Consider the following 19,380-nt stretch of genomic DNA (forward strand, 5'->3'; position numbering starts at 1 on the left):
GATGACGATCGAGACCTTCACCATCGAGAGCGACGACGTGAACGGCACGCTGCGCCGCGTCTGGACCGTGATCGAGCAGCGCGGCTGGTCCGTCCGCTCCCTCCTCGTCGAGGAGGTCGAGGGCGGCGTCATGACCCGCGTGCAGGTCAGCCCCTACGGAAACAACCGCTCGATCGAGACGCTCCGCTTGCAGATCGAGCGCCTCTACAACGTCCGTCGCGTGACGCTGGAGCGCCGCAGCCGTCAGAAGCCGAGCCGTTGGAAGGAGATCCCCCATGCGGCCGTCATCTGAGGCGTTGGCGCTCGAAGAGGAGCCTGCCGTAGGAAACCCCCTCGGCTTGCCCGAACCCGAGTGGACCGCGATCACGACCAAGGCCGACCCCGCCTGGGGCGAGATCTTGGAGACGCCGTGCCTGAAGAGCCGCAAGCTGTCCGAAGAGACGGAGTGCGAGCTCCACCTCAAATACGAGAACCTTCAGTACACAGCGGCCTTCAAGGAGCGCGGCGCGCTCGCGAAGCTCCTGTCGCTGGCCCCTAAGGAACGCGCCTGCGGCGTCATCGCGGCGTCGGCGGGCAACCATGCCCAGGGCCTCGCCCGGCACGCGGCGCTCCTCGGCATCGAAGCGACGATCGTGATGCCGCAGCACACCCCTTCGGTGAAGGTCGAGGCGACGCGGCGCTTCGGCGCCAAGATCGTGCTGCACGGCGACGGCTTCGAAGAGGCGAACGCCGAGGCGCAGCGCGCCTGCGCGGCGGACGGCCTGACCCTCGTCCACCCCTTCGACGACCCTTACGTCTGCGCGGGGCAAGGCACGGTCGCGGCGGAGATGCTAGCCCAGGTCCCGGACATCGACACGCTCGTCGTGCCGATCGGCGGGGGCGGCCTCATCGCGGGCATCGCGTCCGTCGCGAAGGCGCGGCGTCCGGACGTCCGCGTGGTCGGCGTCCAGGCCGCGCTCTACCCCGGCATGATCAACGCGACCGAGAACCGGGCGGAGCCCTGCGGCGGCATGACGCTCGCCGAGGGCATCGCGGTCTGCAACCCGGGCGTCCTGACGCGCAGGATCGTCGGCGAGCTCGTCGACGAGATCGTCACGGTCGAGGAGCGCGACCTCGAGCGCGCCCTCTCCCTCCTCCTCGCGACGCAGAAGACGCTAGTGGAGGGCGCAGGGGCTGCAGGCCTCGCCGCGATCCTGGCGCATCCCAAGCTATTCGAAGGCCGCACGGTCGGCAGCGTCCTTTGCGGCGGGAACATCGACACCCGTCTCCTCTCCTCGATCCTGATGCGCGACCTCGCGCGCCAGCGGCGCCTCGCGCGGCTTCGGATCACGTTGACGGACGTCCCCGGCCAGCTGACGCGGGTCTCCGCCGCGATCGGACGGGCGGGCGGCAACGTCATCGACGTCGCCTACCACAAGGTCTTCAACGACCTGCCGGCGAAGCAGACCCACCTCGACATATCGGTCGAGGCGAATGACGGCGCCCACATGGACCGCATCATCGAAACCTTGCGCGCGGACGGCCTACCCGTCGAGACGGCGAACTACTAAGCTGCCGTCAAAGGCGGAACGACGCTGAACCCCTCGGGAGGCCCAAGATGCAACGAGCGAGCGGAATGAGAACGCTATCACTATACGGACGGCGCCTTAGCGGCACCTCGGGGGCGTAAGCGTCCGAGGCGAAACGGTTTCCCTTTTCATATTCCGTCCCCACCTTCCGGGGAACGGTCCGCTTCCAGAGGCTTCCATGACCTACACCCCCGCGCCGATCGTCCGCATCTTCGACACCACGCTGCGCGACGGCGAGCAGTCGCCCGGCTACTCGATGACGATGAAGGGCAAGCTGCGCATGGCCCGTGCCCTCTCCGCCCTCAAGGTGGACGTGATCGAGGCGGGCTTCGCCGCCGCCTCCCCCGGTGACGCCGAGGCCGTGCGCGCCGTGGCGGAGGAGGCCGACGGGCCCATCGTCTGCTCCCTCGCCCGCGTGACCGAGCGCGACATCGACGCCGCGGCCAAGGCCCTCGACACCGCCAAGCGCAAGCGTGCCCACGTCTTCATCGGCACCTCGCCGCTGCACCGCGAGCACAAGCTCAAGATGCGCAAGGGCGAGATCCTGGACGCGATCGACCACGGCGTGCGCTACGCCCGCAAGGTCTTCGGCGACGTCGAGTTCTCGGCCGAGGACGCGATGCGGACCGAGAAGACCTTCCTGGCCGAGTGCCTGAAGACCGCGAACGAGGCCGGCGCGACGACGCTGAACGTGCCCGACACCGTCGGCTACTTCACGCCGGAAGAGACGCATCGTCTCTTCTCCTACCTGATCGAGGCGGTCGAGCCGGACGACGACACGGTCTTCTCCGCCCACTGCCACGACGACCTCGGCATGGCGGTCGCGAACTCCCTCGCCGCTGTGCGCGCCGGGGTCCGCCAAATCGAGTGCACGATCAGCGGCATCGGCGAGCGCGCAGGCAACTGCGCGATGGAAGAGGCCGTGATGGCGATCAAGACGCGCCGCGACAGCTACGGCGTCGACACCCTGGTGGACACGACGCAGTTCTACGACGCGGCGCGCACGCTCGAGGACATCACCGGCGAGAAGGTCGCGCGAAACAAGGCGATCACCGGCCGCAACGCCTTCGCCCACGAGGCGGGCATCCACCAGCACGGCATGCTCGCGAACCGCGAGACCTACGAGATCATGAAGCCCGAGGACGTCGGCGCGCCGCATTCGAGCCTGGTCCTCGGGAAGCACTCCGGTAAGCACGCGCTCTTCGCGCGCCTCGAGCAGCTCGGTCACGAGGTCTCGCCCGAGCGCCGGGACAGCGTCTTCGCCGCGTTCAAGATCCTGGCCGACGAGAAGCACGAAGTGTCGGACGAAGAGTTGCGCAGCCTGGTCTCGGGCGCCTCGAACCGGGTGGTGCCCGCGCTGTGACGGGGACGCTGTTCGAGAAGGTCTGGGATCGGAACCTGGTTCGGCCGGAGCAGTCGGACAGCCCGGCGATCCTGCACATCGGGCTTCACCTCGTCCACGAGGTGACGAGCCCTCAGGCGTTCCAGGTCCTCAAGGAACGCGGGCTGAAGGTCCGTCGTCCGGACCTGACGCTGGCGACGCTCGACCACTCCGTGCCCACCTTGCGGGCCGGGGCGGACGGCAGGCTCCCTTACGTCACGGCGCAGGCAGAGAAGCAGGTCGAGACGCTGCGCGCGAACGCGCGCGAGGCCGGGATCGAGCTTCTGGACCTCGGCGACGAGCGGCGCGGCATCGTGCACCTCGTGGGGCCGGAGCTCGGCCGCACGCAGCCGGGCCTCACCATCGTCTGCGGCGACAGCCACACCTCGACCCACGGGGCCTTCGGCGCCCTCGCCTTCGGCATCGGCACGACCGAGGTCGGGCACGTCCTCGCCACGCAGTGCCTGTTCCAGAGCAAGCCCAAGACGATGCGCGTCTTCTTCGACGGGCCGGTCACGCCGGGTGTCACCGCGAAGGACATGGCACTAGCCGTCATCGCCAAGCTCGGCATGGAGGGCGGCACGGGCTACGTCCTCGAGTATCAGGGCGAGGCGGTGCGTGCCCTCTCGATGGAGGGCCGCATGACCCTCTGCAATCTGTCGATCGAGGCGGGCGCCCGCGCCGGCATGGTCGCGCCGGACGAGACGACCTTCGACTACCTGCGCGGCCGCCCGGGTGTGCCCGATGACTTCGACGCAGCGGTGGCGGACTGGCACGCCCTTCGCTCCGACGACGACGCGACCTTCGACGCCGAAATCGTGATCGACGCGGGTGCGATCACCCCCATGGTCACCTTCGGGGTCAGCCCGGACGAGGCGGGCGGGATCGGGGGTTCGGTCCCCGCCCCCGCCAATGACAGCCAGGCGGCGGGCCTTCGCTACATGGGCGTCACCGCCGGGCAGAACCTCTCTTCGATGAAGGTGGACCGCGTCTTCGTCGGCTCCTGCACCAACGGCCGGATCGAGGACCTCCGCGCCGCCGCTGCGATCCTCCGAGGCCGGAAGGTCGCGGACGGCGTGACCGCGCTGATCGTCCCCGGCTCCGAAGGCGTGAAGCGCCAGGCCGAGGCCGAAGGCCTGCACGAGGTCTTTCTCGCCGCGGGCGCCGAGTGGCGCGAGCCCGGCTGCTCCATGTGCATCGCCATGAACGGCGACAAGGGTGCGCCCGGCGAGGTCGTCGTCTCGACCTCGAACCGCAACTTCCGCGGCCGACAGGGCGAAGGCGTGCGGACGGTGCTCGCGAGCCCAGCGACGGCGGCGGCGAGCGCGGTGGCGGGCTTCGTGGCCGATCCCCGCGACTATGTCGGCGCGGCGGCGTGAGCCTTCACCCCAAATCGAAGATTTGGACCTCTCACAGAGGGAGAGGTAGGCAAGCGGCGACCTTCCCTCTCGATACGCGCCCGTCTCTCCCTTTGGGAGAGACCGACATCTTCGATGTCGAGTGAGGGCAAGCAACCTTAGACGTACGCAATGACCTTCGAACCCTTCCGCACCCTGACCTCGCGCACGCTCGTCCTGCCCGAGGAGAACATCGACACGGACCAGATCATCCCGGCCCGCTTCCTGACGACCACGGACAAGAACGGGCTCGGCGAGGCGGCGTTTCACGACTGGCGCTACGGGCCGGACGGCGTCCTCGATGAAGGGCACATCCTGAACAGCACGGACACGGGTAGCCACCAGGTCCTCGTCGCTGGCGACAACTTCGGCTGCGGCTCCTCGCGGGAGCACGCGCCCTGGGCGCTCCTCGCCTACGGCCTTCGCGCGGTGATCAGCACCTCGATCGCGGACATCTTCCGTTCGAACAGCCTCAAGAACGGCCTCCTGCCGGTCGTGGTCAGCCCCGAGGTTCACAAGGACCTTCTCGAACAGCCGGGCCGCGAGGTGACGATCGACCTCGACGCCGAGGAGCTGCGCTTCGGCAACCACGTCGTGCCCTTCTCGACCGAGCCCTTCGCGCGGCGGTGCCTGCTCGAGGGCAACGATCCGCTCGGCGTCCTTCTGAACGCGATGCCCGAGATCGAAGCCTTCGAAGAAGGACGCGCGGCATGAGCCTTCACGTCACGATCCTCCCCGGCGACGGCATCGGCCCCGAGGTCACGGAGGCCGCCGAGCGCGTCCTCGCCGTCGCCTGCGAAGCCGCCGGCATCGGCCTTCGCACCGATCACGAGCTCTTCGGCGGCGCGGCCATCGATGCGACCGGCGATCCCTTCCCCGAGAAGACAAGGCACGCCTGCCTGACTTGCGACGCCGTCCTCCTCGGCGCGGTCGGCGGGCCGAGATGGGACGAGGCCGCGAAGACGGGCGGCCCCCGCCCGGAGAAGGGCCTCCTCGCCCTGCGCTCGGCGATGGGACTGTTCGCGAACCTGCGGCCCTCCCGCCTCTTCCCCGGCATGGAGGACGCCTCGCCCCTGCGGCCCGAGCGCGTCGAGGGCACGGATGTCCTCATCGTCCGCGAGCTGACGGGCGGCGTCTACTTCGGCGAGAAGACGGAAGGCACGGAGGCTGCCTCCGACCTCATGCCCTACAGCCGGGCGGAGGTCGAACGCGTCGTCCGCGTCGCCTTCGAGGCGGCGCGCGGGCGGAAGAAGCACCTGACCTCGGTCGACAAGGCCAACGTGCTCGCCACCTCCCGCCTCTGGCGGCACGCGGTCGAGGCGCTGGCGCCGGACTATCCCGACGTCACGGTCGACCACGTCCTCGTCGATGCGATGGCGATGCACCTGACGACGCGGCCCGCGCGCTTCGACGTCGTCGTGACCGAGAACCTGTTCGGCGACGTCCTCTCGGACGAGCTCTCCGCCGTCGTCGGCTCCATCGGCCTCGCCGCCTCGGCGAGCCTCGGCGAGCCCGGCAAGCCCGGCGTCTACGAGCCGATCCACGGCTCGGCGCCCGACATCGCTGGACAGAGCGCCGCGAACCCAGCGGGCGCGATCCTCTCCGCCGCCATGCTCCTCCGGCACTCAGGCGACGCGCCCGAAGCGGCCGCCAGGATCGAAGCCGCGGTGGAGGCCGCGCTCGGCCAGGGCCTTCGCACCCGCGACCTCGGCGGCAGCGCGAGCACGGAAGACTTCACCAAGGCCGTCCTCGCCGCGCTCTGACGCCGCATTCGGCACCGGCGCCGAGCGCTCTACCTTCCATTCGAGACGGTAGGAGCCTCACACATGGACGGCAGCGCGGCGCTGACGGCGGAGACGGTTCCGTCGATAGACGAGATCGGCAAGGCGGCCTGGGACGCGCAGGCGAACCCTGAGGGCCGCCCCTTCCACCCCTTCGTCGCCTACGACTTCCTGCACGCCCTCGAAGAGTCGGGCTCGGTGAAACCGGAGACCGGCTGGGCGCCCCGCCACCTCGTCCTCAAGCGCGACGGCGAGGTGATCGGCGTGCAGCCCGCCTATCTGAAGGGCCACAGCCAGGGCGAGTACGTCTTCGACCACGCCTTCGCCGACGCCTACCGCCGGGCGGGAGGCCGCTACTACCCCAAGCTCCTCTCCGCCGTCCCCTTCACGCCCGCGACCGGGCCGCGACTCCTCTCCGCTACCGAGGAGGGCCGCGAACTGCTGGCGAGCGTCGGCCCGCAGGTCGCGGACCAGCTTAGCCTTTCGACCTTCGCCGTGAACTTTCCCGAACCGGCCGAGAAGGACCTCCTCGAAGCCTCGAGCTACCTCATCCGCAGCGGGCAGCAGTACCACTTCCGCGATGCGGGCTACGGCGACTGGCAGGGCTTCCTCGGCGCCCTCAATGCCCGGCACCGCAAGTCGCTGCGCAAGGAGCGCGAGGCGGTCGCGTCCTGCGGCGTCGACATCCGCTGGCTGACCGGCAGCGACGTCACCGAGGACGTCCTCGACGCCTTCTGGACCTTCTATCAGGACACCGGCGAGCGAAAGTGGGGCTCGCCCTACCTGACCCGCTCCTTCTTCAGCCTTCTGACCGAGCGGATGGCGGACCGTCTCCTCTTCATCATGGCCTACAGAAACGGACGGCCCATCGCTGGCGCGATGAACCTGATCGGGGACGAGACGCTCTATGGCCGCTACTGGGGCCGGACCGAGCACGTGCCGTTCCTCCACTTCGAGGTCTGCTACTACCAGGCGATCGACTTCGCCCTCTCCCGCGGGCTCTCGCGCGTCGAAGCGGGCGCCCAGGGCGAGCACAAGGTCGCCCGCGGCTACGCGCCGGTCGCGACCTACTCCGCGCACTGGTTCCGCGACGCGAACTTCCGCGAGGCCGTGGCGCACTACCTGGCCCATGAGCGCGAGGCGGTGGACGAGGAGATCGCGTATCTGAGCGAGTTCACACCCTTCAAGCGGAAGGAATGACGCGTTACCCTCTCGCCGAGCACTCGGGGGAACGCGTCGTGAAACGTCATCTTCGGTTCGCCTCGCTGGGCGCCGCCTTGCTGCTCGCCGCCTGCGCGACCTCGGAAGGACAGTTGCAGCCCGGCTTCCGCCTGCCGTCCAAGACCGGATACAGCTACTTCAGTTGGGGCAAGCCGAACGTCAGCCGGTCGCAGTACGACGACGCGTCCGTCGACTGCGTGATCGAGGGCGCCTCCGTCGCGGTCGATCCGCAGGCGCTCGAGGACTTCGCGTTCGCGCTCGATCCGGGCGACGCGGTGGACCTCGCCCGCATCCGCAACGTCGAGATGTCGCGGGAACGGGCGGTGATCCGGGAGCGGCGCGAGGCGATCGAAGGCTGCTTGTGGCGCCGGGGCTTCGTCAAGTTCGGCCTGACGCCGGACCAGCTCGCGACGCTCGAGACGCTCGACCAGGGGACGCCGGAGCGGCGAGAGTACCTCTACGGCCTCGGCTCCGACCCCATGGTCCTCGCAGCGCAGGCCCTACCGGAGCTTCGGCCCGAACAGTAGCGGCGCTGTCGCTGGACAGGCGGGCTGCCCGGGACCACGATGCGGACGGGAGGATGCCATGAAACTCATCGCCTTCGCTGCCGCCCTTCTCCTCGCTGCCTGCGCGACGACCTCTGCCGATCCGGGCGCCGGGGGCGTCGAGCGCTACGTCGGCAAGCCGATCACGGCGGGCGGCTACAACTACCAGGTGACGAGCCGCCTGCGCGCCGTGCGGTCGGGCGAAGACGAGTGGGGGGTCTACCTCTACGGCACCTATAGCGGGACCGCCCCCGCCCTTCTCACCACGGCGCGCGTGAACGGGCAGGAGACCGAGTTCTCCGAACGGGACCGCCGGGTAACGTCGCCCTCGAACGTCCGGGAAAGCTTCGTTCTTCTCGTCCCGCGAGAGCTTCTGGCGGAGGAAAGCGAACCCTTCTCCGTCGAGCTCGTCGGCACGCGCCGGTCCGTCAGGCTTCAACTGCCCGAAGAGCGGCTCGAGGAGATCCGGGACGTGATCGAGTAGACCCTAGCGCGGGCCGCGCACGGGGCTGGACCTTTGGTGCTGCCGTCGCTTTGTTGCCGCCGAAGCTTCGGAGGAGCCGCGGTGAGCCTCGACCATGCCTATGAAGACGACAACGTCTTCGCTCGGATCATCCACGGCGAGATGCCGGCTGCCAAGGTCTACGAAGACGAGGCGGTTCTGTGCTTCATGGACGCCTTCCCGCAGTCCGAAGGGCACGTCCTCATCGTGCCGAAGGACGTGAAGGCGGTGAACCTCCTCGATACGCCGACGCAGGTGCTACACCGCCTGATCGTAAGGACGCAGGCCGTCGCGGGCGCCGTGGTCGACGCGCTGAGCCCCAACGGCGTGCGCATCGTGCAGTACAATGGCGAGGCAGCGGGCCAGTCTGTGTTCCACGTCCACTTCCACGTCATTCCCGTCTATCGCGACCGGCAAGAAAAGCCGCACGGGTCGAGCCCCGCGCCGATGGAAGAGCTGGAACGCATCGCAGGAGTGATCCGTGAACGACTCTGAACGCAGGCTGATCCTCGTCACGGGCGCCTCGCGCGGCATCGGCCGGGCGGCGGCGCTGGAGATGGCGCGCCGCGGCCACCACGTCCTGTGCCTCGCCCGCACGGTCGGCGCGCTCGAAGCGCTCGACGACGAGGTCGCGAAGCTTGGGGGGCAGTGCAGCCTCATCCCCGCGGACCTGACCGACGAGGCGGCGATGGAACGCCTACCAGGCGCCCTCGCGGAGCGCTTCGGCAAGCTGGACGCCCTCATCCTGAACGCTGGGACCCTTGGCGAGCTGACGCCGGTAACGGACGTCGACGGCAAGCTCCTCTCCTCGGCGATGACGCTGAACGTCACCGCGAATTGGCTTCTCCTCGGCGGGCTCGACCCGCTGCTGAGGGCTTCCGAGGCCGGCCGTGTGGTCGGCGTAACCTCGGGCCGGGCGCGCAAGGCCGTGCCCTTCTGGGGCCTCTACGCCGCGAGCAAGGCGGCGTTCGAGCGGCTGATCCTGACCTACGCTGCGGAGCGCGAGAACGGCGCGGTCAAGGCGAACCTCGTCGACCCCGGTCCCATCGCGACCCGAATGCGGCAGAAGGCGATGCCCGGCGAGGATCAAAGCACTCTGCCTCAGCCGGAAGACCTCGCCCCTCTCGTCGCGGACATGGCCGAGCCGAGTTGGGAGGAGAGCGGAACCCTCGTCAGCTTCAAGGCGTGGCGCGAGGATCGGCCCACGTCCTGAAGGCGAACGAGGAAGGAAGCGGCGCACCGCTTCTTACGCCCCTCCGGCCGAAGCCTCTCAGCGATGGGGCGGGGATGAACCCGGGGCGGCTGGCGGCGGCCGGCTTTGGTCTTCGGACGCGCCGAGGACGACCTATCGCTGCATGGTGAAGTTGAAGGACGTGAGGTGATCGCGAAGGCAGGCCGGATCGAGGTTACCGGCGTCGGCCTCCCAGTCCTTCATCTCTTTCAGAATGGTTTGGCTGAAGATTTCCTGTGGGATCTCGGCGAGGACGCGCGGCTCGATCACGTGGCCGTCCGTGTCGAGATGGTAGCCGACGAGCACCGCTCCGATGTAGCCGTCACGCATCGCCGCGGCCGGGTAGTGCATATCACGCTTGGTCCACGAGACTTCGCAAAGGATCTCCGCGCCGTCCGCCCCCTCCCTCGTCATCAAGCTGTCCCACGAGAACCGGCCGCGATGCCCTTCGAAGGCCCAGTCCTCGGGAACTTCGTAGTCCATGGACCTGCCGATCGCGACGGCAACGCCGTTCCACGCTCTGGTGAGATGCTGGTTAGGGTCCATCTCGTCGAGGCGTTTCGTCTTCGGAAAGAGCGCGGCGGCGGCGTCCAGGAGTATTTGAGCGTCCGCTAGGCGCTCTTCGTATCCAGCGCTGCTCTTCGCGTCCGTCCGGCTGTAATACTTCGAATCAAACCGGCTGCGGCGGCTCGCGATCAGGGCGGCGGCCCGATTGGTCAAGATGGAGGCTTGGCGCGAGTCCGACACGCCCGGCTCCTCGGCCAACCGCCGTTCGAACAGGGTCGCGGCGTCGTAGGCGAGGCCGTACTCGTCTGCGACGTAGGCCCTGACGATCGACTGATCGTAGACACTGACGAGGACGCTCGTGAGAGCCTCCTGCGGCGGGTAGGTCTCGATCGCGGCCAGGAGCGCCTCACGATTGGAGCGCCGCCGCAGGTGGTGGACGTTCTTCGCGAAGGCGTCCGCCAGCCGCAGTTCGGTCAGCGTGAAGTTCCCAAGGCCGAGCCCCTGCTCGCCGAGTGCCAAGGCCCGAGCGGCGGCTTCTTCGGCCTCCTCGGGGTCGCGGAGCAGGACCTCCCACAGGTAATTCTGTGCCAGAAGCGCCGTCGTCTCGTGCCCGCCGAGTTCCGTCTCGGCGGCGCGCCAGGCGGCCTCGGCATAACGCGTGGTCGCCGCCGCGTCGCCCGCCTGCTGGGCGGCGAGGTAGGCCTTGTACTCTTCGAGGTGACGACGGTCTTGAGCGGCCGCGCCCGACAGCGCGAATGCGGCCAGCAACACGGCTAGAGCCTTGATCATCGGTGGTATCCCCTGTGCCCGGCTAGACGGTAACGCAGCCGTCGGAGACCGCAAGGCTCTACTCGCGAGAGCGGCGCCGGGCCTCGTAAGCGCGCATCTGCTCGGCGATCCTGGCCTCGGCGCCGCGGTCCGAGGGTTCGTAGAAGCGCTGCCGCGCCATGCCTTCGGGGAAGTAGTTCAGGCCCGCATGACCATCGGGCGTGTCGTGATCGTACTCGTAGCCCTGGCCGTAGCCTTCTGACTTCATGAGCTTCGTCGGGGCGTTGAGGGCGTGGCGCGGCGGGGGCAGCGTGCCGGTCTCGCGGGCGGCGGCCTTCGCCAGCTTGAGCGCGCGGTAGGCGCGGTTCGACTTCGGCGCGCTGGCGAGGAAGGCGACCGCCTGTCCGATGGCGTGATGGCCTTCGGGGTCGCCAAGGGCCTCGTAGGCCGCCCGGGCCGCAATGACGAGCGGCAGGGCGCGGGGGTCGGCGTTGCCGATGTCCTCGGACGCGATGACCGTCAGGCGGCGCAGGACGAAGCGGGGGTCCTCCCCGCCCTCCAGCATCCGCGCGCACCAGTAGAGCGCGGCGTCGGTGTCCGACCCCCTGATCGACTTCTGCAGCACGCTGGCGAGGTCGTAGTGCGCCTCGTTGTCGAAGCTCGGCGCACGGCGCTGGACGAAAGCGGCGAGGTCCTCGGGCCCCAGTGGCGGCGTGCCCTTCGGCAAAGCGCGGAGGGATTCTACGAGGCTCAGGAGGAAGCGGCCGTCGCCGTCCGCCATGCCGAGAAGGGACGCCCTGCCCTCCTTCGTGAGCGGCAAGGAGGCGTCGCCCTCCGCGCGGGACAGGATGGTCGCCAGCGCGTCGTCATCCAGGCGCTTGAGGCGCAGCACTTGGCAGCGCGACAGGACGGCGGGGTTGAGCGCGAAGCTCGGGTTCTCGGTCGTGGCGCCGACGAGGGTGACCGTACCCGCCTCGACGTGAGGCAGGAAGGCGTCCTGCTGGCGCTTGTCGAAGCGGTGCACCTCGTCGACGAAGAGGAGCGTCCCCTGCCCCGCCGCGCGAGCGGCCTCCGCCTCGGCGAAGGCCTTTCTGAGGTCTGCGACGCCCGAGAGGATCGCCGAGAGCTGGACGAAGCGGAGCTTCGTCTCCGCGGCCAGGAGCCGGGCGATGGTGGTCTTGCCCGTGCCGGGCGGGCCCCAGAGGATGAGGCTTTGCAGGGAGCCTGCATCCAGCATACGGCGCAGCGTACCGCCCTCGCCCAGGAGGTGGTCCTGCCCCACGACCTCGGACAAAGCCTGCGGACGCAAGCGGTCGGCGAGCGGACGCGGGGCGCCCGTCTCGAGCCCCGCCGAGCCGAAGAGGTCGCTCACCGTCCGACCCTGAGGGTCGTGACGCGGCCGTCCTGCGTCCTGAGGGTCAGCGCGTAGAGGCGCGCGGGCTGCGCGAGGGCGCGTTCGAGCGCCTTCGTGTCGTCCGTCTCCTCGCCGTTGACGCCGAGGACGACGACGCCCCGGCCGATGCCGTAGCGGGCGGCGTAGGAGCCGGGCTCCGTGTCCGTGACGACGACGCCGGTCTCGAAGGGGTCGCGGCCGAGACTCTCTGCGAGCGCTGGCGAGAGGTTCGCGACGGTGGCACCCGAGAGCGGCTGCTGGCCGGTGAGTCGACGCTCGTCCGCATCGGGGCGGTCCGGTGGGAAGGCGAGCGTCGCGGTCAGGTCCCGCGCCTTGCCGTCGCGCAGGATGGACAGCTTGGCCTTGCTGCCGGGGTCGAGCGTAGCGGGACGGTAGCGTAGCGCCTCCGGCTCGAAGACGTCCTGGTCGGCCACCGCGAGGACGACGTCCCCCTCCTCGAGACCGGCCTTGTCGGCCGGACCATCGGGATAGACCGCGGTGACGAGCGCGCCGCGCGGACGATCGAGGCCGAGGGCGCTCGCGATCCGCGCATCGATCGCGGTCGCTTGGACGCCGAGCCAGGGGCGGCGCACCACCGCCTCGCCGCCCTCGGCGGAGGCCACGACGCGGCGTACGAGGTTGCCTGGGATCGCGAAGCCGATGCCGTTCGAGCCGCCGGAGCGCGAGTAGATCGCCGTGTTGACGCCGAGCAGCGCGCCCGAGGCGTCGACCAGCGCCCCGCCCGAATTGCCTGGGTTGATGGCCGCATCGGTCTGGATGAAGAACTGATAGTCCGACGCGCCGGCGGCCGAGCGCGAGACCGCCGAGACGATGCCGGACGTGACGGTCTGACCCACGCCGAAGGGATTACCGATGGCGAGGACGACGTCGCCGACCTCGGCCGCGTCTGAATCCGCGAAGGGCAGTGCGGGCAAGCCCTCCGCATCGATGCGAAGGATGGCGAGGTCCGTCTGCTGGTCGGCGAGGACGACCTCCGCGTCGAACTCCCGCCTGTCCGCTAAGACGACACGGATCGCCGTCGCGCCATCGACGACGTGGTTGTTCGTCACGATGACGCCCTCCGGGTCCACGATGACGCCCGAGCCGAGCGAGCGCTCCACCCGCTCCCGCGTGCGGCCGCCGAGCCCGCGATCGCCGAAGAAGTCGCGGAAGAACGGGTCGTCGAACATGGAGCGCGCCCGTGTCTGGACGGTGCGTTCGGAGAAGACGTTGACGACGGCGGGCGCGGCCTCCTCGACGATCGGCGCGTAGGAGGCGCGCAGCGCGGCGTCGGTCGGCGGCGCGACGGTCTGGGCTTGAGCGGAAGACAGCGGAAGGACGAGCGCGAAGAGCACGCCGGCGAAGAGGGTTCTCATGCTACGCAAGCTAGCCGGGGCGACGCGCACGAAAAAGGCCGCCCCGAGGGCGGCCTCATGACTCTTCGGGAAGACGGAGACTCAATCTTCGTCGTCGAAGTCCGCTTCGGCCGTCGGACCGGAATCCATGCCCTTGGCGGTCTCGTCGCGGTCGACGAACTCGATCACCGCGATCGGCGCGTTGTCGCCGTGACGGAAGCCCGCCTTCATGACGCGGGTGTAGCCGCCCTGGCGCTCCGCGTAGCGAGGACCGAGCGTCTCGAAGAGCTTGCCGACCATGGCCGCGTCGCGGATCTGGCTGATCGCCTGGCGGCGAGCGGCGAGGTCGCCCTTCTTGGCGAGGGTGACGAGCTTGTCCGCGATGGGGCGCAGCTCCTTCGCCTTGGGCAGGGTGGTGGTGATCTGCTCGTGCTTGATCAGGCTCGCCGCCATGTTGGCGAACATCGCCTTCCTGTGGCTGGCCGTGCGGTTGAGCTTACGATGGGCGACGCCGTGGCGCATGGGGTGTCTCCACTGCTCCGGAACCCGTTCTACTCAAAGGCCCGGATGGTTTGGAAAAGGAAAGCGCCCGCCCCTTCTGGAGCGGGCACGAAGCTTAGGACTGGTCCTCGTACTTGCGAGCCAGCTCCTCGATGTTGTCCGGCGGCCAGTCCGGCACGTCCATGCCGAGGTGGAGGCCGAGGGTCGCAAGGACTTCCTTGATCTCGTTCAGCGACTTGCGGCCGAAGTTCGGGGTGCGAAGCATCTCGCCCTCGGTCTTCTGGATCAGGTCGCCGATGTAGACGATGTTGTCGTTCTTCAGGCAGTTGGCCGAGCGGACCGACAGCTCGAGCTCGTCGACCTTGCGCAGCAGCGCCGCGTTGAAGAGCAGCTCGTCGTCCTGCGACGCGCCGGTGTCCTTCTTCGGTTCGTCGAAGTTGACGAAGATCTGCAGCTGGTCCTGCAAGATGCGGGCGGCGTAGGCCGCGGCGTCGTCCGGCGTGACCGCGCCGTTGGTCTCGATCTCGAGCAGCAGGCGGTCGTAGTCGAGCACCTGACCCTCACGGGTGTTCTCGACCCGGTAGGAGACGCGGCGAACGGGGCTGTAGAGGCTGTCGACCGGGATCAGGCCGATCGGCGCGTCTTCGGGCCGGTTGCGGTCGGCGGGGACGTAGCCCTTGCCGGTCTGCACCGTCAGCTCCATGCGCAGATCCGCGCCCTCGTCGAGGGTGCAGATGACGTGATCCTTGTCGAGGACCTCGATGTCGGCCGTCTCCTGGATGTCGCCGGCGGTGACGACGCCGGGCCCCTGCTTGCGCAAGGTCAGGCGCTTCGGCCCGTCGACGTGCATGCGCAACGCGAGCTGCTTCAGGTTCAGCACGATGATCGTGACGTCCTCGCGGACGCCCGGAATGGAGCTGAACTCGTGCACCACGCCGTCGATTTGGACGGCCGTGACGGCCGCGCCCTGGAGCGACGACATCAGGATGCGGCGGAGCGAGTTGCCGAGGGTCAGGCCGAAGCCGCGCTCGAGCGGCTGCGCGATGAGGGTCGCACGGCGCTGCGGGTCGAAGCCCGCCTCGACCTCAAGCTTGTTCGGCTTGATCAGGTCCTGCCAGTTCTTCTCTAACATAAGCGGATCTCTCCGAGGGGCCGCCCGCGACGACGGCCCGTAAAAATCAGACGCGGCGGCGTTTGCGGGGGCGAACGCCGTTGTGCGGAATGGGCGTGACGTCCTTGATGTTGGTGACCGTCAGGCCGGCCGCTTGCAGCGCACGTAGGGCGCTTTCCCGGCCGGTGCCAGGGCCGCGTACCAGAACGTCGACGGAGCGCATGCCGTGGTCCATCGCCTTCTTGGCCGCGTCCTCGGCGGCCATCTGCGCGGCGAAGGGGGTCGACTTGCGCGAGCCCTTGAAGCCCATCATGCCGGCCGACGACCAGGAAACGGCGTTCCCCTGCTCGTCGGAGATCGTCACCATGGTGTTGTTGAACGACGCGTTCACGTGAACGACGCCGTTGACGATGTTCTTGCGTTCGCGGCGGCGCGGGGCGGCGCGGCCGGCGCCGCGGGCGGGTTGGCGTGCCATTACTTCTTCTTCCCTGCGATCGGCTTGGCGGGCCCTTTGCGGGTCCGAGCGTTGGTGTGAGTGCGCTGACCGCGGACCGGCAGGCCGCGACGGTGACGCAGGCCGCGATAGCAGCCGAGGTCCATCAAGCGCTTGATGTTCTGAGCGTTCTCGCGACGAAGGTCGCCCTCGACCGTGTAGTCGCCGTCGATCGTCTCGCGGATGCGCAGGACTTCGGCGTCGGTCAGGTCCTGGACACGACGCGCCTCGTCGATCCCGACCTTGTCGGTGATCTCCTTGGCCAGCGAAGGGCCGATACCGTGGATGTAGGTCAGCGCGACATGAACGCGCTTGTTGTTCGGGATGTTCACCCCAGCGATGCGTGCCATCAGGCAACCTCTTGAAAACAATAGCAACGCCAGCGCACGCGAAAGCGGGGCGCAGCGCGGCGGAACGCAGTGCGAAGGGGGCTTATAAGGGGTGCGGCGGCGCGGTCAAGGCGGCGTCGGCTCTCTGGCCTGACTTCGGCTGCCGATCGCCGGAGGCGGTGGATAGCATGCCCCGCCCCGAGCTTCGCGTGCGAGCCCCGCCCCTCGATCAATCGCGGTTCGCGACCACGAACCGCGCCGAAGCGCCAGTCTTCGAGCCGAACCGACCTTTGATTGCTCTGCGAGCCGGCGCCTCGAGATGACGATAGCTTAGGTGCGCCAGAATGAGAGTAGCGACGCTCACACAAACGATAACCGGCGTCCACAACGGTTGAGGCACCAGCTTTCCGCCGAAAACAAACGCTGAAACCGCATAGTAGACCGGCATGTGGATGAGATAGATCGAGTAGGAGATGTTCCCCAGCCACCGCAAGATCGGACGGATGAGCACGTGACTTCGAAGCGCGAGTAGCACCAGGGCCGGCCAAGCAGTCAGCCCGAGCCAGGCACCGTAGCTGACCTTAGGGGGGTGAACGAGTATTCCCGCCGCGATGATTGCAACGAGGGTCCAGCTCATACACGGTACAGATCGGAGCCGCCAGGCGAAATGGCCAGCAAAGAAGCCGACGAACCCGCGAGAAACGTGGTCAACACCGGCATGCCCTCCTACCGTCAGGAACAGTCCAAATACAACAGCAGCAAATGCCACCGTGACGAGTGATCTTCCCCCTCGGCGTGCGGCGAAGAAGAACACTGCGTAACACAGTGCCTCTACAGATATCGACCAAGCCGGCGCATTGAAACTGACATCCTCCGATATTCCGACTTCTTGAAGCATAAGAAGGTTCAGGACGAAGTGCCTGAGGTCGTATGTTTCTTGAACTCGAACCGATACGGTGCTGTACGGAATCAAAACTACTGCAGCCAACAACGTCACGAAGTGCAGCGGATAAAGGCGAGCGAAGCGGCTAACGAAAAAGGTTCGGCCGGTCGTTTTCCCTCGAAGTTCTCCACCTTCCAAGTAGACGTGCGAAAACACAAAACCTGATACGACGAAGAATAGGTCTACTAACGTCCATCCATACGCATGCAGCCAAGTGAATACCGGAAGTCCATCAAGAGGACCTGTTCTTCCGGCACCAAGGATTTCTCCCTGATGAAATACGAACGCCACTAGAAGTGCAGCGATACCCCGCAACGCGTCGATCTGCTGAAGGTGGGGTTTCGTCGCCATAGGTTGCCTGCCGTACTTCAATGAAGGCTGTACTTGAAACTCTTACGTTTCGGCCGACAAATCGCTATCCGTTTTCTGCAATATCCGATCGACGCTCAGCCAGATGACGACCACACCGATCAATGATGCAACTCCGTCGGTGGCGTAGTGCCACCCCGTGTAGATCGAACCGAAGAAGATCGAGGCCGCGAAGAACCAGCCCGCGACACCCAATCCTCGGCCGAAACGGCTCAGGAAGAGCGCATTGAGCACGACAGCCGCACAGTGAATGCTCGGGAAGGCGCTTATGCCACTGCCAAGGCCTGGCGCCTCCGTCTCGTAGAGGCGGAGGAGATATTGCGCGTAGCCATTGGTTCCGCGCCCGATCGGAAGAAGATCCAGCGCCGGCGCCAGGTCCGCGAAACGATCGCCGCCGAAGAAGCGATCGTAGAAGATGGGGCCAACCGACGCGGAGCCTGCTGCGACAGCGATGCCCAAGACGAAGATCGTGAGGAAGTAGCTCCAGACGTACTGCGTCCGCAATCGACTAGGCGGGAGCCAGGCCGCAACTAGGATACCGCCCGTCCAATAGATGAGCCACGGGAGTTGGTAGAGCCACAAGACTAGGCTTCCGAGCCAAACCGGCGCCGCGTGGGCAAGGCGCCACGCGTCGGTGCCGAGGACAGCACGCTCCGCGTCCGCCAGGAAGCGATCTGCGTAGAAAGGCACGACATCGGGGATATGCGCCTTGCAGGTCGACAAGGATGCAAGGCCGATGAGGTAGGCCACGGTGACGGCGCCTGCCCCCGCCCCGCGGGTCCTGACGACCTGAAGGAACCATCTCGTCGGCCGCCGAGGCTCGAGCGCGATCGAAACCGCAAAGCCGAAGACGAGTCCTATAGGCAGCATGAGGCCGATGACGATGCCAATCAGGCGGCTCACCTGGTAAGACATGGCAGACGGATCGACGATCCACGCACAAAGACCAACGACGGCGACGAGTCCGTAAACCGGCCAAAGGTCGTTGGCTGCGCTCTTGGTGCTCCTCACCGGCGCGCGGAAACGCTCCACGAAGCCAGAAGTACGTTGGGCAAGGGGGTTGGACGACTCACGCACGAAGCTGGCTCTCGGTGCGCGTTTGAGGAGTTCGTAGGTAGGAGCCCGTTCCCTTCCAGATAAGCGTTACGCCTACCAGCGAGACCAACCCATCCACCACGTAGTGCCAACCGGTGTAGACTGAACCGACGTAGATGCAGGCGGCGAACAGCCAGGCCAACGTTCCTGCCAACCTATGAACCTGTGACATGTAGAGCGCGTTCAACGTAACGGCCGCGCAGTGCATGGACGGCAAAGCAGAGATCCCGCCCCCGAGCCCGGCCCTACCTTCTGTGTGCAACGAGTAGAGGTAGTCGGCATAGCGCACGACGCTGTCACCGAACCGGACCGATTGAAGAGCTCGGCTCAGGTCGCCGAACCGCTCTCCACCGTAGATACGATCGAAGAAGATCGGCCCAACCGAAGCGCCAAACGTCGCGGCGACGACGCCGATAAGAACGAGCACGAGGAAGAAGCTTAGAAGGTATTGCGACCGCAGAACGCTCGGCTTGAGCCACGCGACGACGACGTAGAGTCCCGTCCACCATGCGAACCAGGGCAGGTGGTAGGAGTAGAGAAGGAAAGACCCAAGCCGCGGTCCAAGCGCATCGTGAAGCAAGCGCCACGGATCGCTACCGAGAAGAGACGACTCGAGTGCAACGATCGCGGGATCCGCGTAGAATGGGACGAGGTTTGGAATTGCCGACTTGAACGTGGTGAACGCGGCAAGCCCGGCAAAAAGAGCGGTCACGGCGATGAGGGCACGGGCACCCCGTTCTCGAACAAGCCGAGCGATGCCGCCGATCGGACCGTTCGGGTACCGGAGAATCCCGAACGCAAGCGCAGCGGGCACTGCAAGAGGCAGAACCTGAGCCGTGAAACGCGGAATGAATCGTCCAATCTGCGCAGCGAAAGTTGCCGTATCAAAC

The 19,380-nt window shown here is 67.4% G+C and carries 21 protein-coding genes; 11 read left to right on the plus strand and 10 right to left on the minus strand.

Translation table 11 applies throughout. The annotated features are described in order from the left end of the window. Nucleotide 1: 1 nt before the first annotated feature. The 11 genes from GGQ59_RS06900 (at nt 2) to GGQ59_RS06950 (ending at nt 9,608) form a co-directional block, all read left to right on the plus strand. Entirely contained in the window at nt 2-292 is a 291-nt protein-coding gene (locus GGQ59_RS06900; protein ID WP_183817047.1) for an ACT domain-containing protein, read from the plus strand. Further along, nucleotides 276-1,550: a threonine ammonia-lyase gene (locus tag GGQ59_RS06905; protein WP_183817048.1), complete on the plus strand. Its 1,275-nt coding sequence runs from the start codon at nt 276-278 to the stop codon at nt 1,548-1,550. The genes GGQ59_RS06900 and GGQ59_RS06905 overlap by 17 nt, the downstream gene beginning before the upstream one ends. A gap of 196 nt (nt 1,551-1,746) precedes the next feature. Next, nucleotides 1,747-2,931, plus strand: coding sequence for a 2-isopropylmalate synthase (locus GGQ59_RS06910; protein ID WP_183817049.1), 1,185 nt, complete (start codon nt 1,747-1,749; stop codon nt 2,929-2,931). Further along, nucleotides 2,928-4,328 (plus strand): 3-isopropylmalate dehydratase large subunit, encoded by a 1,401-nt coding sequence (leuC, locus tag GGQ59_RS06915; RefSeq protein ID WP_183817050.1) that lies wholly within the window; start codon nt 2,928-2,930, stop codon nt 4,326-4,328. The genes GGQ59_RS06910 and leuC overlap by 4 nt, the downstream gene beginning before the upstream one ends. Before the next feature lie 150 nt (nt 4,329-4,478). Beyond that, nucleotides 4,479-5,060: a 3-isopropylmalate dehydratase small subunit gene (leuD, locus tag GGQ59_RS06920; protein WP_183817051.1), complete on the plus strand. Its 582-nt coding sequence runs from the start codon at nt 4,479-4,481 to the stop codon at nt 5,058-5,060. Continuing rightward, nucleotides 5,057-6,109 carry a 3-isopropylmalate dehydrogenase gene (leuB, locus tag GGQ59_RS06925; protein WP_183817052.1) on the plus strand — a complete coding sequence of 351 codons (1,053 nt, stop codon included), beginning with the start codon at nt 5,057-5,059 and terminating at the stop codon, nt 6,107-6,109. Before leuD ends, leuB begins: the two co-directional genes overlap by 4 nt. A 63-nt stretch (nt 6,110-6,172) precedes the next feature. Beyond that, nucleotides 6,173-7,327: a GNAT family N-acetyltransferase gene (locus GGQ59_RS06930; protein ID WP_183817053.1), complete on the plus strand. Its 1,155-nt coding sequence runs from the start codon at nt 6,173-6,175 to the stop codon at nt 7,325-7,327. A gap of 38 nt (nt 7,328-7,365) precedes the next feature. Then, nucleotides 7,366-7,875 carry a hypothetical protein gene (locus GGQ59_RS06935; RefSeq protein ID WP_183817054.1) on the plus strand — a complete coding sequence of 170 codons (510 nt, stop codon included), beginning with the start codon at nt 7,366-7,368 and terminating at the stop codon, nt 7,873-7,875. Between the two features lie 58 nt (nt 7,876-7,933). Then, nucleotides 7,934-8,377, plus strand: coding sequence for a hypothetical protein (locus GGQ59_RS06940; RefSeq protein ID WP_183817055.1), 444 nt, complete (start codon nt 7,934-7,936; stop codon nt 8,375-8,377). 81 nt (nt 8,378-8,458) lie between these two features. Next, nucleotides 8,459-8,890 carry an HIT domain-containing protein gene (locus tag GGQ59_RS06945; RefSeq protein ID WP_183817056.1) on the plus strand — a complete coding sequence of 144 codons (432 nt, stop codon included), beginning with the start codon at nt 8,459-8,461 and terminating at the stop codon, nt 8,888-8,890. Beyond that, nucleotides 8,877-9,608, plus strand: coding sequence for an SDR family NAD(P)-dependent oxidoreductase (locus GGQ59_RS06950; RefSeq protein ID WP_183817057.1), 732 nt, complete (start codon nt 8,877-8,879; stop codon nt 9,606-9,608). The genes GGQ59_RS06945 and GGQ59_RS06950 overlap by 14 nt, the downstream gene beginning before the upstream one ends. A gap of 132 nt (nt 9,609-9,740) precedes the next feature. Here the strand turns inward: GGQ59_RS06950 and GGQ59_RS06955 are convergent, their stop codons facing one another. From GGQ59_RS06955 to GGQ59_RS07000, 10 genes are all read right to left on the minus strand, one after another. Further along, the gene (locus GGQ59_RS06955; protein ID WP_183817058.1) at nt 9,741-10,922 is read right to left on the minus strand and encodes an energy transducer TonB; all 1,182 of its coding nucleotides are present in this window, start codon (nt 10,920-10,922) and stop codon (nt 9,741-9,743) included. Between the two features lie 58 nt (nt 10,923-10,980). Beyond that, nucleotides 10,981-12,273, minus strand: coding sequence for an AAA family ATPase (locus GGQ59_RS06960; protein WP_183817059.1), 1,293 nt, complete (start codon nt 12,271-12,273; stop codon nt 10,981-10,983). After that, nucleotides 12,270-13,670: a Do family serine endopeptidase gene (locus GGQ59_RS06965; RefSeq protein ID WP_183817060.1), complete on the minus strand. Its 1,401-nt coding sequence runs from the start codon at nt 13,668-13,670 to the stop codon at nt 12,270-12,272. The genes GGQ59_RS06960 and GGQ59_RS06965 overlap by 4 nt, the downstream gene beginning before the upstream one ends. Before the next feature lie 81 nt (nt 13,671-13,751). After that, nucleotides 13,752-14,171 (minus strand): 50S ribosomal protein L17, encoded by a 420-nt coding sequence (gene rplQ / locus GGQ59_RS06970; protein ID WP_183817061.1) that lies wholly within the window; start codon nt 14,169-14,171, stop codon nt 13,752-13,754. A gap of 94 nt (nt 14,172-14,265) precedes the next feature. Continuing rightward, the gene (locus GGQ59_RS06975) at nt 14,266-15,282 is read right to left on the minus strand and encodes a DNA-directed RNA polymerase subunit alpha (protein ID WP_183817062.1); all 1,017 of its coding nucleotides are present in this window, start codon (nt 15,280-15,282) and stop codon (nt 14,266-14,268) included. Nucleotides 15,283-15,328: 46 nt separating this feature from the next. Beyond that, complete coding sequence (gene rpsK / locus GGQ59_RS06980; RefSeq protein WP_183817063.1) at nt 15,329-15,736, minus strand: 30S ribosomal protein S11; 408 nt, start codon at nt 15,734-15,736, stop codon at nt 15,329-15,331. Continuing rightward, the gene (gene rpsM / locus GGQ59_RS06985; RefSeq protein ID WP_183817064.1) at nt 15,736-16,104 is read right to left on the minus strand and encodes a 30S ribosomal protein S13; all 369 of its coding nucleotides are present in this window, start codon (nt 16,102-16,104) and stop codon (nt 15,736-15,738) included. Before rpsM ends, rpsK begins: the two co-directional genes overlap by 1 nt. Before the next feature lie 208 nt (nt 16,105-16,312). Continuing rightward, nucleotides 16,313-17,377, minus strand: coding sequence for an acyltransferase family protein (locus tag GGQ59_RS06990; protein ID WP_183817065.1), 1,065 nt, complete (start codon nt 17,375-17,377; stop codon nt 16,313-16,315). 42 nt (nt 17,378-17,419) lie between these two features. After that, the gene (locus GGQ59_RS06995) at nt 17,420-18,472 is read right to left on the minus strand and encodes a phosphatase PAP2 family protein (RefSeq protein ID WP_183817066.1); all 1,053 of its coding nucleotides are present in this window, start codon (nt 18,470-18,472) and stop codon (nt 17,420-17,422) included. After that, on the minus strand, nt 18,465-19,202 hold the full coding sequence (locus tag GGQ59_RS07000; RefSeq protein ID WP_183817067.1) for a phosphatase PAP2 family protein: 738 nt from the start codon (nt 19,200-19,202) through the stop codon (nt 18,465-18,467). Before GGQ59_RS07000 ends, GGQ59_RS06995 begins: the two co-directional genes overlap by 8 nt. Nucleotides 19,203-19,380: the final 178 nt, after the last annotated feature.

Source organism: Parvularcula dongshanensis (assembly GCF_014199615.1).
GTDB lineage: Bacteria > Pseudomonadota > Alphaproteobacteria > Caulobacterales > Parvularculaceae > Parvularcula > Parvularcula dongshanensis.

Bases quoted from the DNA above. Each gene is read 5' to 3' on its own strand.
- leuB (WP_183817052.1), top strand. From the start codon at position 5,057: ATGAGCCTTCACGTCACGATCCTCCCCGGCGACGGCATCGGCCCCGAG.
- rpsM (WP_183817064.1), bottom strand. From the start codon at position 16,104: ATGGCACGCATCGCTGGGGTGAACATCCCGAACAACAAGCGCGTTCAT.
- GGQ59_RS06965 (WP_183817060.1), bottom strand. From the start codon at position 13,670: ATGAGAACCCTCTTCGCCGGCGTGCTCTTCGCGCTCGTCCTTCCGCTG.
- GGQ59_RS06900 (WP_183817047.1), top strand. From the start codon at position 2: ATGACGATCGAGACCTTCACCATCGAGAGCGACGACGTGAACGGCACG.
- leuD (WP_183817051.1), top strand. From the start codon at position 4,479: ATGACCTTCGAACCCTTCCGCACCCTGACCTCGCGCACGCTCGTCCTG.
- GGQ59_RS06990 (WP_183817065.1), bottom strand. From the start codon at position 17,377: ATGGCGACGAAACCCCACCTTCAGCAGATCGACGCGTTGCGGGGTATC.
- GGQ59_RS06910 (WP_183817049.1), top strand. From the start codon at position 1,747: ATGACCTACACCCCCGCGCCGATCGTCCGCATCTTCGACACCACGCTG.
- GGQ59_RS06975 (WP_183817062.1), bottom strand. From the start codon at position 15,282: ATGTTAGAGAAGAACTGGCAGGACCTGATCAAGCCGAACAAGCTTGAG.
- rpsK (WP_183817063.1), bottom strand. From the start codon at position 15,736: ATGGCACGCCAACCCGCCCGCGGCGCCGGCCGCGCCGCCCCGCGCCGC.
- GGQ59_RS06955 (WP_183817058.1), bottom strand. From the start codon at position 10,922: ATGATCAAGGCTCTAGCCGTGTTGCTGGCCGCATTCGCGCTGTCGGGC.
- GGQ59_RS06905 (WP_183817048.1), top strand. From the start codon at position 276: ATGCGGCCGTCATCTGAGGCGTTGGCGCTCGAAGAGGAGCCTGCCGTA.
- GGQ59_RS06930 (WP_183817053.1), top strand. From the start codon at position 6,173: ATGGACGGCAGCGCGGCGCTGACGGCGGAGACGGTTCCGTCGATAGAC.
- rplQ (WP_183817061.1), bottom strand. From the start codon at position 14,171: ATGCGCCACGGCGTCGCCCATCGTAAGCTCAACCGCACGGCCAGCCAC.
- GGQ59_RS06940 (WP_183817055.1), top strand. From the start codon at position 7,934: ATGAAACTCATCGCCTTCGCTGCCGCCCTTCTCCTCGCTGCCTGCGCG.